Origin of the sequence: Desulfobotulus alkaliphilus (assembly GCF_007830435.1) — a bacterium.
GTDB lineage: Bacteria > Desulfobacterota > Desulfobacteria > Desulfobacterales > ASO4-4 > Desulfobotulus > Desulfobotulus alkaliphilus.
Map to the genome: position 1 here is coordinate 1 of NZ_VLLC01000012.1, position 12,885 is coordinate 12,885.

12 protein-coding genes are annotated in these 12,885 nt (G+C 50.8%); 3 read left to right on the top strand and 9 right to left on the bottom strand.

Translation table 11 applies throughout. From position 1 onward, the window contains the following. The coding region (locus LZ24_RS17200; protein WP_281282281.1) for a hypothetical protein at positions 1–624 on the top strand (624 nt) is incomplete at its 5' end. A 78-nt stretch (positions 625–702) separates the two neighbouring features. Here LZ24_RS17200 and LZ24_RS08530 read toward each other — a convergent pair. The 8 genes from LZ24_RS08530 to LZ24_RS08560 all read right to left on the bottom strand — a co-directional run bounded on the left by LZ24_RS08530 (position 703) and on the right by LZ24_RS08560 (position 8,100). After that, a complete protein-coding gene (locus tag LZ24_RS08530; protein WP_186443012.1) occupies positions 703–1,668 on the bottom strand; it encodes a cyclic nucleotide-binding domain-containing protein in 966 nt (321 codons plus the stop codon). Between the two features lie 505 nt (positions 1,669–2,173). Continuing rightward, positions 2,174–3,169, bottom strand: coding sequence for a cyclic nucleotide-binding domain-containing protein (locus LZ24_RS08535; RefSeq protein ID WP_144684547.1), 996 nt, complete (start codon positions 3,167–3,169; stop codon positions 2,174–2,176). Positions 3,170–3,246: 77 nt separating this feature from the next. Then, the gene (locus tag LZ24_RS08540) at positions 3,247–3,630 is read right to left on the bottom strand and encodes an acyl-CoA thioesterase (protein WP_144684549.1); all 384 of its coding nucleotides are present in this window, start codon (positions 3,628–3,630) and stop codon (positions 3,247–3,249) included. Further along, the gene (locus tag LZ24_RS08545) at positions 3,627–4,574 is read right to left on the bottom strand and encodes a thioredoxin family protein (RefSeq protein ID WP_144684551.1); all 948 of its coding nucleotides are present in this window, start codon (positions 4,572–4,574) and stop codon (positions 3,627–3,629) included. The genes LZ24_RS08540 and LZ24_RS08545 overlap by 4 nt, the downstream gene beginning before the upstream one ends. Before the next feature lie 490 nt (positions 4,575–5,064). Continuing rightward, positions 5,065–6,192 (bottom strand): AI-2E family transporter, encoded by a 1,128-nt coding sequence (locus LZ24_RS08550; RefSeq protein ID WP_186443013.1) that lies wholly within the window; start codon positions 6,190–6,192, stop codon positions 5,065–5,067. Continuing rightward, positions 6,192–7,001 (bottom strand): response regulator, encoded by an 810-nt coding sequence (locus tag LZ24_RS08555; RefSeq protein ID WP_144684555.1) that lies wholly within the window; start codon positions 6,999–7,001, stop codon positions 6,192–6,194. Before LZ24_RS08555 ends, LZ24_RS08550 begins: the two co-directional genes overlap by 1 nt. Further along, positions 6,998–7,150: a hypothetical protein gene (locus tag LZ24_RS17205; protein WP_186443014.1), complete on the bottom strand. Its 153-nt coding sequence runs from the start codon at positions 7,148–7,150 to the stop codon at positions 6,998–7,000. The genes LZ24_RS08555 and LZ24_RS17205 overlap by 4 nt, the downstream gene beginning before the upstream one ends. A gap of 587 nt (positions 7,151–7,737) precedes the next feature. Beyond that, a complete protein-coding gene (locus LZ24_RS08560; RefSeq protein ID WP_144684557.1) occupies positions 7,738–8,100 on the bottom strand; it encodes a hypothetical protein in 363 nt (120 codons plus the stop codon). 290 nt (positions 8,101–8,390) lie between these two features. On the opposite strand from LZ24_RS08560, the gene LZ24_RS08565 reads away from it, so the two are divergent. Beyond that, positions 8,391–9,269, top strand: coding sequence for an LOG family protein (locus LZ24_RS08565; RefSeq protein ID WP_144684559.1), 879 nt, complete (start codon positions 8,391–8,393; stop codon positions 9,267–9,269). A gap of 93 nt (positions 9,270–9,362) precedes the next feature. Here LZ24_RS08565 and LZ24_RS08570 read toward each other — a convergent pair whose 3' ends face one another. Next, complete coding sequence (locus LZ24_RS08570; RefSeq protein WP_144684561.1) at positions 9,363–10,694, bottom strand: (Fe-S)-binding protein; 1,332 nt, start codon at positions 10,692–10,694, stop codon at positions 9,363–9,365. 665 nt (positions 10,695–11,359) lie between these two features. On the opposite strand from LZ24_RS08570, the gene LZ24_RS08575 reads away from it, so the two are divergent. After that, positions 11,360–12,580: an LL-diaminopimelate aminotransferase gene (locus tag LZ24_RS08575; protein WP_144684563.1), complete on the top strand. Its 1,221-nt coding sequence runs from the start codon at positions 11,360–11,362 to the stop codon at positions 12,578–12,580. The last annotated feature ends 305 nt before the right edge of the window (positions 12,581–12,885 follow it).

Genomic DNA, 12,885 nt, shown 5'->3' on the forward strand with positions numbered 1-12,885 from the left:
GCAAGAATTAAGGCTGAAGAGGAAGCAAAGAAAAAAGCTGAGGAAGAAGCAAGAATTAAGGCTGAAAAAGCGGAAGAAGCAAGAAAACAGTCCGAAGAAGCCGCCCGCATAAGGGCCGAAGAAGATGCCCGCATACAGGCTGAGGAAGAAGAAGCCCGCATGCTGGCTGAAAAGAAAGCACGCTCAGAGGCCATATTTAAAAATATGCTGACCGCAGGCGCCTGCTTTGCCGCCCTTTTTGTCCTGATCATCGGCTCCAGTATATACAATAAAAGCCAGTACTTTATAAAAACCAATAAAGATTCCATTGAAATCTGGCAGGGAGCTTTCTCACCCAGAGGCAAAAATCATATACTGACCCTGCCCGGCGTTGCCGGACCCGAAGTGGCAAAGGAGGCATACACCCGCAGCGAGGTCATGCCTTTGGCCTTTAATTTCTATATGGAGCAGGCCATAGAGGAATCCCGGAAGCGGGGAACACCTGATTTTGATAAGGTGGAAAAACTTCTTAAAAAAGCTCAGACCTTTGCCAGTTCCCAGGACGAGCGTCAGGCCGTTGCAGCCAGACTTCAGGGTATTACCCAGGCCATCGAAAATTACAAAGCGGAAGTAGCCAGACCCTAAGCATCCAAAAAAACAGCTTGCCTGTTTCTTTATGAAAAATCAGACAAAAAAAGGGCAGGAGATTTCCCGCCCTTTTTCTTATGCAAAAAGCATGGGATCCAGAGGTTTTGAAAATTTTACATGTACAGAATACTCATTATCCATGTGACTGAGTACACCCGTCACCACCCCCTTGCAGACCATGGGCTGCGGGTTACCTGAAGCTGCCAGCACAAATTTCATGCCCAGCTTGGCATCCAGAAGCTGGCGGACATTTTTATCATTGGCTGTTTTCACATAAAAAGAAAGCCCCCCTGCTGAAATATCGGACATCCTCCCCTTAAAAAGCCCCGGTGGGACTGTATGGCCGGTCTCTTTGGGAATCACCTGAAAAACAATGACACCCTGAGCCGGAATACGCTTATACACCCGCCGGTTAATCCCCTTGGACTGCAGAACAGCGCTGGAAGAACGGCCTTCAAGGCAGAAGTCCTGAAGCTTGGGAGCCAGTCCCGGAACGTTTTCCGCCAGAGGCAACAGTTTTTTTCTCTTGAGCACGCGGCAGGTCCCTGCCGTTAAGGCCACAAGGCTTGTGGTACATACGCTGGTTTTATAGAAAGTATCTTCACCCGCAAAGGTTCCCGGCCCCAGACGCCGTATCAGCGTTTCCTGCCCCCCGTCTGAAACCGAAACCAGTTGCAAAGACCCCCTGTCCACAAAAAAAAGGGATCTGTTTTTTTCTCCCTGACGGAACAGAGACTCCCCCGGCGAAAACAAAAGAGGCTCCGTTGCAAAGAAGAAGGCACTGCGCTCCTCAGGTGCAAGGCGTGTGTACCATGGCTTCCAGAGAGCCATATGCTCTTTGTCAATGGCCTTGTTTTTTTCCTGTTCAATGCGTTCTGCTGCGGCAACAATCTGCTGAATGGCAAGGGAATCCAGTTTAATCATTTTTTGACGCAGCATTTCCGCACGCTCAAACTGTCCCATTTTTGCAAAGATCACCACCAGCTCAAAAAGCAGGTCCATGGCTTCCGCCCGGCGACCTGCTGCAAGCAGTGATTTCAACTGTATTTCCTTGGCCTTCAGGACGTCCTTCATGCCACTTACACCCAGATTTTCCGGCATACGCCAAAAGAATGGACCCCGGATACTTTTCCAGGGAATCTGCTTTATTGTGAAAACCCCTGAAACATCAGAAAATCAAAAAACCGACACCCGATCAAGGTGACACTCTTTTTTTTTGCAGTCAGCGGATGCCTGACACCAAAAACCGATGGGATTCAGGGATACCTGTGCCGATCCATATATGATGGTAAGAGAAAGCAATTGCAACAATCCTGCCAAAAATGACAAACAGAAAAAACCCTGAAAAAGGGTAAGAAAAACAAACATCCTTTGCCTCTGGCGATTCTGGCGTATCAAATATCAGAGACAAGTGTATCAAATAATAACACACAAAATATGCTTGTCAAAATTGAGGATCTTGCATGAGCAGTAAAGGAAAAGCGTATCTGCATCGGGGCTGAAGCCCTTCTGCCAAAGCCTCCCCCTTGCTGGCTTATGGCTGATTTCAATGGGATTCAGGAACCACAGGATGATGCCTGAGCAACTGCCTGAATTTCACATGAACGGAGTATTCACAATTCTGGCAGGGCATAATACCCACCACGGTACCCTTGCAGACCACAGGGTGCCGCCCCTCCTGCAGGGGCACCATAAACTTCATGCCGATCTCCCTGCCCAGAAGGCTGCGCACGGCCCTGTCATTGGATGTTGACACATGAAAGGAAAGCCCCCCCGCAGAAATATCGGACATCAGTCCTTTTAAAAGGACATTATTACCACTGCCCTCTATGCAAAGAAGCTGAAACACAACAACACCATTATCAGGAATGCGTACATATATGCGGCGGTTCACCCCTCGGGCGGCCAGTTTCTGTCCCGTAGTTCCGGCATGGATGCAATAGGTCTGAATCCTTTTGATAAAACCGGGAAAATCCCTTTCAAGGCGCCCCAGTGCCTCCAGAGACAGCCGCCGGCAAAGGCCCTGAGTAAGCCCCACAAGGCTTTCGGTACACAGGCTGCTGCCAAAAAAGGTATCTTCTCCGGCAAACTCGCCCGGTCCCACACGACTTAGAATTTTTTCACGCCTCTCTCCGGATAAAAAAAGCAATTGCAGGCAGCCATCATCCACAAAAAACAGATTCTGATTTTTCTCCCCCTGACGGAAAAGAAAATAGCCCGAAGAAAACGGGAGGGGATCACAGGCAAAGAAAAAGGCACTGCGCTCTCCCGGTGTCATGCGGCTGTACAGTTCCTTCCAGTTTTCACGGTGCCTGCCATCTATGACCCTGTTTTTTTCCTCTTCTATGCATTCTCCGGCCTCAACGATCAGGGCAATGGCCATGTCGTCCACCTGCAGCATTTTTTTTCTAAGTGCATCCGCCCTGACAAAATCCCGCTGCCTTGCTGCTTCCCCAACCATTTCACAGAGCAGATGCATGGCATCCCTTTTCCGACCCTCAGCAATCAGGCTTTCAAGAATATGATCCTTATCAGATCCCATAGGCTTCTCCTGTATTCAGCCTTGCAGCAGACGGGGCAAACGGCCAGCCCGGAGGAAAACGGCCCTTTAAAAAACCGTCAGTCCATTCTGGAACGGAAATGATCAAGCCTTGGCAGGGCTTTTTTTTCACCCTTTTCATCCAGCCCCACAAAGGTAACGCCGGTTGAAAATATTTCTTCCTCCCCAGAGGCTCCGGGTGCATCGGCAAAAACGCTTACCCTGTATCTTACCGAAGAATTCCCCAGACGCTCCGGCAGAATCTCAAACCGCAGGATAGACCCGCTCACCGCACGTTTTCTGAACTGCAGATCCTCCATGGCCACCGTTACAAGGGTACATCCCTGAAAGTCCCTGGATGCCACCAGCCAGGCATATTCATCCACCCAGCGCAGCATGGCACCGCCGAAAAGGTAGCCATGGTGATTCAGGTGCTCCGGTCTCACAATGGTGTAGGTATTCATCGGGATGCCTCCTCCAGAGCTGCCATGGCATCTTCAATGGCATCACGGATATCTGAGCCCGATGAAGACATAAGGGAGGCAAGCCTTGGTTTCCACAAAACCGGACGGCCAAAGCCCATGAGATAAACCATGTCTCCCAAAACGGCATGATCCAGGGTTTCCCGCCTTTCCCATATCCAGTCCAGCAAGCCTTCTCCCAGATCCGGAGAAGCCAGTATCAGGCTTTCCGATGCCACCATGGCCCCAAGGCGCACGGTCCATTTTTCATGGATCAGAAGATTATAAAAAGCAGGAAAAATGACTTTTTCCGCCTGCATCATGGCAACCAGACGCTGGGCATCCCCGCTTTCCAGAATATTCAAAAGACTCTCTTCGCTCAGCAATTGCGGATTCATGCCACAAAGGGCATTTTCGATATCTTTTCCATTGAGGTTTCCTGTCCAGCGGAACACATCCTCTTTTCCGGCCAGCATGAGGGTGGGTACGGCCATGACCTGAAAATCCGATGCCATATCCGGGCAATGGTCCACGCTGATCACCTCAAGGGAAACAGGCCCCTTATTCAGAAAACCCAGCAGCATCCTCAGGGCGCCGGGGCAATGGGGGCAGTGGCCACTGACAAAAAGACGCAGAAGAGCCGGGCTGCCCATATCAGATACAAAAAAAACGCCATGATCCGATCCATCCAGATAATCCAGCAGGATCTCCTCTTCCCGTTTTCCGGGAATTCCACGAAAAATGAGCCCCCTGTCCTCCAAGGAAAAACCGGGGCAGCCGTCATCCTGCTCCCCTGAAAAAACCCGGCCACCGTCCTTGATTCTGTCCAGCAAGGCGTCGATATACTCCCGCACAGAATGCTCCGAGCCACCCTTCCCCAAAAGGCGAATGCAAAGACCTCCACGGGAAGATCTGCCGTCCCTGGCCCCCTGATCCTTTTCCATCATCCAGCCATCCCTTTTTCCTGCGGGTACCCAATCAACCCTGCAGACAGAGTGTATTCATTGAAAGTAACTGTTCAGCACAGTTTATTTTGAACTGCCAATGCTGTAGTTGCAGCAGCTTTGTACTGTTGCAAGGCTCCGTGGCTATTTGCAAGTGACATTGCAATCGTTTCGGATCAGAGCTTTGCAGACCTGTGCGAAAGAAGCGGCAAACTGTTTGAGCCGCCACAAAGGCAGCGTGCTTAAGCCTGCCATGGTAATCAAAAAGCTTATCCTGCCTGTGGCGGCGAGTTTTTGCCGCTTCCGCACAGGGCAAGAAGCTCCCGAATAAGATTGCGTCACGGGCAAATAGCCTGGGGCCTGTGCGTCTGTCTTGCAGCTATGGTACTTGGAAAACTGTTCTGAATAATTACGAAATATAAAAAAATTCCCAAAGCCAGAGGCCTTTAAACAAAGAAATCTGCCCCAAAAAGACTTCTTTCCGGCAAAAAGGCTAATGCCTGTCCTGATACCGGAGGAAGGCGGCAAACTCGATCTGATAAAGATACAGAAAAACCGAAGCCATCCCGAAAATAAGGGGACCATAAAGAAGACCCGCCATACCAAAAAGCTGAAGTCCACCGAGAATGGCAAAAAAAACAAGAACCCCGTTCATCTGTGCGCCACCGCGCATGAAAAAAGGCCTGAGAAAATTATCCAAAGATCCCACCACCACCAGACACCAGACCAGAAGCCCCACGGCCTTGCCGCCCTCTCCGGCCAGCCACAGCCAGAGTACCGCAGGCACCCATATCAGTGCCGTTCCAACCACAGGAATGAGAGATGCAAAGGCCATGACAGCTCCCCAGAAAATCCCCGGAAACCCCACAGCCATAAAAGCGAGGCCTCCGGCAGCGCCTTGGGCTGCTGAAGTCATAAAGGTACCCACAAAAACCGAACGGACCAGAAGTCTCAGTCGCTCAAAAATTCTTTTTTCCTGCGTTCCTGAAAGGGGAAGAAGGTGAAAGAGTTTTGATAAAATGGCATCATGGTTACGGATAACCATGAAAAAAACCAGAAGCATTAAAAAGAAATGCAGCAAAAATATGCCGACATTCCCCGCCAGAACACCGCCATGGCGGACAAGAAAACGCAGGCCCGAAGTTGCCGTGCGTAAAAGCCCCCCCTTGATATCCATGGTGTTGGCATTGAAATCCGGATAAAAATACAGAATTTTATCCATCCATGCGCCCTTCATACCCTCAAGGGAAGCCTCCAGCCAAAGCTCTATTCGCTCAGGCCCGCCCCCTACGATCCAGGCCTGCAGGGTCTGAAAGAATGCAATTCCCTGACTGATCACAGCCCCTGTAATGAGAAAGGCCGGCACCACCACAAGCAGGACCAGCATCAGCGTAGTGAGGGCCGCGGAAAGGGTTTTACTGCCCGTATAAACCTCCAGCCTGTTCTGCACGGGATGGCAGGCCATGGCCAGAAGAATTCCTAAAACAATGGGGTGACGGTAGGGCCACATAAGACCGGTGACCCCCAGCAGGCCAAGGACAAGAAAAAACAAAAGCACCCCTCCCGCACCCCTGCGGTAAGACCCCTTTTTCAGGAAACCATAAGACCTGTAAGATACCATCAGTCTTTCCTCGCCGGGAGAGAAGCGTCTTCCTGCCTGCCCAGCGCATCCAGCATTTCCCGGGCCTCCTTGCATACCTGCACACAATGGATACAAAGGGTTTCATAGACAGCCGGAATACGATCCACAGCCCCCTCACAAAGAAGCTGCTGCAGCCTCTCCCCATATGAGGCCGCCCTGTTTGCAGCCAGATACTTCAAAGCCCCCGTGAGTTTATGGGCCATTTTACCCAGAGCTTCATAATCTTTTTTTTCCAACAGCCGCCCCATTATCTCAATTTCCTGCGGCTGATTCTCTATGCAGTTTCTCAACAGAACCCGCTGGACAAGGGGGCTTTCTCCCACAATGGCGACCAGCGCTTCTCTGTCAATGGCAGGCCCCTCTCCTGCGGCTACAGCAGGCTCCCTTCCTGTTTCCCCATGGCGGGAATACAGATACTTTGCCAGCGTTTCTCCAAGAGCCTGTTTTCTCAGGGGCTTGGTCAGATAATCATCCATGCCTGCGGCCAGAAAACGCTCCCTGTCCCCTTTCAGGGCATGGGCGGTAAGGGCAATGACAGGGAGGCTTTTTCCATAGCGCTTCCGTATTTTTATGGTGGCTTCAAATCCATCCATCTCAGGCATCTCGCCATCCATGAGAACAAGATCCGGCAGCCCTTCCTTCTCCAGCCAGTCAAGGGCTTCCTTTCCGTTTTCCGCAGCCATCACACCAAAGCCCATGGAACGTAAAATGTTTTTGGCAACCTCGCGGTTAATGGCATGGTCCTCCACCAGCAGGATCTGAAAACCTTCGCCTGATAAATTATTCATGACATTCCTTTTTTCCTGAGCAGATGGCGGCAGATCGCCTCTTTTTCAAACCCAAGACAGGCCCCACACCTAAAAAAAAACGGCCCACGACCTTCCCAAACCACTGAAACAGCCCATAACAAAATCTGATTGCCATGCTTTTCAGCCATGGTAAGCTTCCCCCCAAAAAAATTTGTATGGCCTGTCAGTACCCATGCTGCAAGCGGATACTTAAATGCGGCCAGCCTTGAAGGCCTGCCCCTGCGAATGGTTTTTAGGGCTCCTGTTTTGTGTAGGGGCACCCTTTACGGGTGCTAAGCTAACATGCGTAAAATCTGGCCATATAATTTCCATGATTAAGGTTTGTATGGCGTAATTATTCAGAACTGTTTTCCAAGTACCATACCTGCCAGACAGATGCACATGCCCCAGGCTATTTGCCCGTGACGCAATCTTATTCGGGAGCTTCTTGCCCTGTGCGGAAGCGGAAAAAACCCCCCGCCACAGGCAGGATAAACTTTTTGATTACCATGGCAGGCTTAAGTACGCTGCCTTTGTGGCGGCTCAGACAGTTTGCCGCTTCTGTCGCACAGGCCTGCAAAGCTCTGATCCGAAACGATTGCAATGTCACTTGCAAATAGCCACGGAGCCTTGCAACATTACGACGCTGCTGCAATTACAGCATTGGCAGTTCTGAATAAACTGTGCTGAACAGTTACTGTATAGCTGAAAAACAAGTGGTAATCATAAAAAAATATTATGACTCAGCACCTTCCGTTTTCTCCGGAGCAGAAGCAGGTTCCGCCTCCCTGCGCGGAAACGCCTCTCCGCTTTTTTCAGCGATGATGTCACAGAGCTGAGGATGCTGCCCTGCTATAAAATCCAGGGTTTCCCCCCTTCTTCCCGCAATGGTTTCAAGGCTGCTTATGGAAGCCCTTTGGGTCTCCATCATGGAAGAAAACTGCATACGCAGCTGCTCTTCATTGCGTTTCAAAATATTGTAAACCAAAACCAAAGACAGAATTTCAAGGAAGAGTGCAAGCATGAAGCCAATGACAAAACCCCTGTCATACCCGTAATAGACGCAGCCCATGGCAAGAACGGCTGTTATCAGAACCATAAAAAACTCCTGCTCCCAGAAAACATAAGAGATCTGCTGCACCCTCACCAGCAGGTTCGGACACAGAATAGGACGTATTACCGGGCTTCAATATGAATAAGGACTGTATTAAATGTACTTTTTTCTATTATACAGAAGGTGGCGTGCTGAAAAAAGGACAAAAACAAAGATCCGGCAGAAAAAATAAAAGCAAGACCTGAAAAACATCTTTTTTTTCCTGCTTTCAAAGGTATAATCATTCTTCAGCCGGTACACAAAAACACCGGAGATTCAGAATCAGGGAGACCAATATGAGTGTAATGCAATATCCCAGAGGTGCTTTCCCATCCGCAGACATGGATGCCAAGCGTGCCCAGCAGATAGAAGAAACGGAGCAGACCCTTTCCCCGGCCTACAGGCTGGCCTTTCTGGACGAAGACCTTCTGGTACGCAGCAGCCTGCGGCCTGTCCGGCTTCAACTGGAAATGATGAAGCCTGAAATTGTACTTACCGAAGAGGGCATTGAATCCACCATCGTTATCTTCGGCAGTGCCCGTCTTCCGGATCCGGAAACGGCCCTTTCCCGGATGGAGGAAGCCAGACGGCATCTGGCCATGGCCCCCGAAGATGAGGAACGTATCCAGCGGCTGAAGCAGACGGAACGGGCCGTGGAAATGAGCCGCTATTACGATGAAACAAGAAAACTTGCCCGTCTTGTTTCTCAAAACACAGGCCCCAACCGCCATGTGGTCATCACCGGCGGCGGTGGCGGTATCATGGAGGCCGCCAACCGGGGAGCCCACGATGTCAATGCCAAAAGCATCGGCCTGAATATTGTCCTGCCCTTTGAGCAGGCGCCCAACCCCTACATCACACCGGAACTCTGCTTTCAGTTCCACTACTTTGCCATAAGAAAAATGCACTTTCTCATGCGGGCCAAGGCACTGGTGGCCTTTCCCGGCGGTTTCGGCACCCTTGATGAACTGTTTGAAGCCTTAACCCTCATCCAGACCGGCAAAATGGAAAAGCTGCCCGTTCTGCTTTTTGGCAAGGAATTCTGGCACAACCTCATCAATTTTGATTATCTTGTCGAACAGGGAACCATATCCCCGTCGGACCTTTCCCTCTTCCAGTATGTCAGTACGGCAGAAGAAGCCTGGGAAATCATCCGGGCCTCCAACGGACTATAACGGACATTCCCCCCCAAAAAATCAAAAACCCCCACCACATCTTTAAAGATACGGTGGGGGTTTTTACTATACAAAAAACCTGATCAGAATAATTTATTCGTCATCTTCCTCGGTTTTAGGAAGGTTGACTTCCTGAAGCTCAGGCCCCAGATAGGTTCTTTCGCTGGGTGCAAGAACTCCCAGCGCAAGGCAGATGACCGTCCAGATGTGCACCACATGGTAATGGGCACCATAATGCTCACCCAGTTCATGGAGCTGGGCATGGCAGTTATGGCAACCGGCAATCACGTAGGTGGCACCCGTGGCCTGAATCTGGGCATCCTTGATTTTTCCGTACTGCAGGCGTTCTTCCTTGTATCCGCTCTGGAGATAGCCCCCACCCCCGCCGCAGCAGAAGTTGTTGGACTTATTTGGGAAGGTGTCAATGAAGTTTTCCTTGCCCACACAGGATTCAATGACAAAACGGAGGTTGTCCGCAGCCCTGTCACCAAAGGTCTTGCGCACGATATTGCAGGGATCCTGTACCGTGAACTTGATTCCAAGCTCCTTGTTCCAGTCGGAATTTACGGGAAGCTTGCCTTCACGGATCCAGTCTGCATAATAGTTGTAGATGTTTTCGATTTTTTCTACGTTGGTGTCAATGTTGAACTTTTTCTGTCCTGCCAGGACAGCGAAGGTGATGTGCCCTCATTCGGTGTTGAGGAAAACCTTGCACCCCAGCTCATCGGCCTTGCCCAGCGTCCCCCTCGTATGTTTTTCCCAGGCAGGATCATCGGCAAGGAAAAGACAGTAGTTCTCACCGGCCCAGCCCGTGGAACCATAGGTCCAGTCCGCACCCACGATATTCAGAATCTTCCAGAGGGGCACCATTTCCTCAGGCTCCACCATGGGCTCACGGGAGTTCTGGTTCAGGAAGAAGTAGGCACCCTGCTTATCCATGGGAGCCTGAAGATCCCTTTCTTCCCATTCGGGCTGCTCTTCCCTTACCTCATCCAGAATATCCTGCACCACAAACTCAAAATCCTCCTGGGTAGTACCCATGGCACTCAGGGTAGGATTCTTCATGGCCATGTCACAGGAAGCAAGAATGCCCTTGGGTCTTTCTTCTCTGGGAGTCAGTTTTCTGGCATTGAACACCAGCTGCGGGATATTGATCTGCATGGGGCAGGCATACATACACCGCGTACACATGCTGCACATCCATACCCACTCGCTCTTTTTGATCTCCTCATCCATGCCCAGCGCGGCCATCCTCAGAAACTTCCGGGGGTCCATATCCCGAAGCCCTGTGGCCGGGCAGCCGGAAGCACAGAGACCGCAAGTCAGGCAGGCATTGAGGTTTCCGCCCGCCGGCAGAATCTCCTTCACCTTGTCGATGAAGAAGCTGCCCGACTTCTTCTCTATCTTGACTGCTTCTTCCGCCATTTGTGCATCTCCTCCGTTTTGTTTTTTCTCAAAAACTCTCTTCCATCAGGTCTTCCCTTATATTTGTAGGAAATCTTCCGTGACGGGCTGGCCACGGCATACCTTCAGGAAACCCGAATATCGGCGGGAGGCCGCCCACTGGCTTTCAGGGACTGCCTCCTGACATCTAGTGTCTGAACAAAAGCCGCTTTTTTCCCGATCCAATGCCTGAAATCTTATGATCACTGTATAGATGCATCCCATGTTCTCCCCGGAATGCAGATTGCCAGAATTTCAGATTTTCACCATACCCGGAAAGGCCCAAAAAGCTCTTTCGGCCAGCCACTCTTTATACCATTGCTTTTTCTTCTCCCTTATTCCAGTGTCTGTGTCAATACAAAATCGGGAAGCCATTCAGAATATAAATATGATCCATCGAAAATCCTCCCAATGCTTTCCCGCTGTCAGGGTGCCGGAAAAGCCCCCGACCACCCCCAGGCACACAGAAAGAAAATCTGAAAAAAATAACAATCACAGAATATATGTCGGATTGACACCCATTTAACCATACGATAAGATTTCCTGAGAGGGAAAACCACCGCCTTTCCCCCGACAACAGGAAGACCCTGCCCCATGCAGGGAAAACCTTTTTAAAAGCCCAATGACCTCCAGCCAAGGACTTGTCCATGATCCGAATGAACAGCCATTACAAAAAACTCAAGGCCTCCTATCTTTTTTCCGACATTGCAAAGCGTGTCAGCACCTTTCAGGAAAACAATCCCGATACCCCCATCATCCGCCTTGGCATCGGTGACGTCACCCACGGACTGCCCGAAGCCTGCATCAAGGCCCTGCATGATGCCGTGGATGAAATGGCCGAAGATCAAAGCTTCAAGGGCTATGGCCCGGAACAGGGCTACGCCTTTCTGCGGGAAGCCATTGCAAAAAATGATTTCCAGTCCCGGGGATGCGCCATTGAAGCCGATGAGGTTTTTGTCAGCGATGGTGCCAAATGTGACACAGGCAATTTTCAGGAACTCTTTGCCACAGATATCCGGGTTGCCATTCCCGACCCCGTGTACCCCGTGTATCTGGATACCAATATCATGGCAGGCCGCACCGGAGAATTCCTTGATGGCCGGTATCAGGGCATCGTTTATCTGGACAGCACATCAGAAAACGGCTTTGTTCCCCCTGTGCCCGAAGAGGCCGTGGACCTGATCTACCTCTGCTACCCCAACAACCCCACCGGAGCTACGGCCAGCCGTGCCCAGCTGCAGGAGTGGGTCGATTATGCAAGGAAAAACAAGGCCCTGATTCTTTTTGATGCGGCCTATGAAGCCTTTATCACAGATCCGGAAATTCCCCACTCCATCTATGAAATTCCCGGTGCAAGGGAAGTGGCTGTGGAGTTCCGCAGTTTTTCAAAAACCGCAGGCTTCACCGGTACCCGCTGTGCCTTTACCGTGGTTCCCAAGGATTGCATGATCTATGATGAAAAGGGAGAAGCCCATGCCCTCCATGCCCTGTGGAACCGCCGCCACTGCACCAAGTTCAACGGCGTGGCCTACCCCATCCAGAAGGCGGCGGCGGCCGTGTACAGTCCCGAAGGGCAGGCGCAGGTCAAGGCCCTCATCACCGGATACCTCGAAAATGCCGCCATTATCCGCAGCGCCATGAAAGAGCTTGGCTTTGACTGTGTGGGCGGCGACAATTCACCTTATATATGGGTCAACGGAAAAAGCGATTCCTGGGAATTCTTTGACCGCCTTTTAAAGGCTGGGGTTGTCTGCACACCGGGTGCTGGCTTTGGCCGCTGCGGAGAAGGCTTCATCCGCATTTCCGCCTTTAATTCAAAGGCCAATGTGGTTGAGGCCATGGAACGCATCCGGAAAACACTGACCTGATTGTAACTATTCGCCACACGCTTCCATGCAAGATTGTGAATTAATTTCAACACATTGATTCCATCAAAAGACAATCGGGCTGTTTGTGAGTGACATTGCAATCGTTTCGGATCAGAGCTTTAAAGGCCTGTGCGAAAGAAGCGGCAAACTGTCTGAGCCGCCACAAAGGCAGCGTGCTGAAGCCTGCCATGGTAATCAAAAAGCTTATCCTGCCTGTGGCGGGGAGTTTTTGCCGCTTCCGCACAGGGCAAGAAGCTCCCGAATAAGATTGCGTCACGAACAAATGGTCCGGTTGTCTATGCGCC

What these genes read in the sequence shown, in the direction of transcription:
- LZ24_RS08550 (WP_186443013.1), bottom strand. Translation starts at nt 6,192, where the DNA reads ATGGTATCTTACAGGTCTTATGGTTTCCTGAAAAAGGGGTCTTACCGC.
- LZ24_RS08540 (WP_144684549.1), bottom strand. Translation starts at nt 3,630, where the DNA reads ATGAATACCTACACCATTGTGAGACCGGAGCACCTGAATCACCATGGC.
- LZ24_RS08565 (WP_144684559.1), top strand. Translation starts at nt 8,391, where the DNA reads ATGAGTGTAATGCAATATCCCAGAGGTGCTTTCCCATCCGCAGACATG.
- LZ24_RS08535 (WP_144684547.1), bottom strand. Translation starts at nt 3,169, where the DNA reads ATGGGATCTGATAAGGATCATATTCTTGAAAGCCTGATTGCTGAGGGT.
- LZ24_RS08560 (WP_144684557.1), bottom strand. Translation starts at nt 8,100, where the DNA reads ATGGTTCTGATAACAGCCGTTCTTGCCATGGGCTGCGTCTATTACGGG.
- LZ24_RS17205 (WP_186443014.1), bottom strand. Translation starts at nt 7,150, where the DNA reads ATGGCTGAAAAGCATGGCAATCAGATTTTGTTATGGGCTGTTTCAGTG.
- LZ24_RS08545 (WP_144684551.1), bottom strand. Translation starts at nt 4,574, where the DNA reads ATGATGGAAAAGGATCAGGGGGCCAGGGACGGCAGATCTTCCCGTGGA.
- LZ24_RS08555 (WP_144684555.1), bottom strand. Translation starts at nt 7,001, where the DNA reads ATGAATAATTTATCAGGCGAAGGTTTTCAGATCCTGCTGGTGGAGGAC.
- LZ24_RS08575 (WP_144684563.1), top strand. Translation starts at nt 11,360, where the DNA reads ATGATCCGAATGAACAGCCATTACAAAAAACTCAAGGCCTCCTATCTT.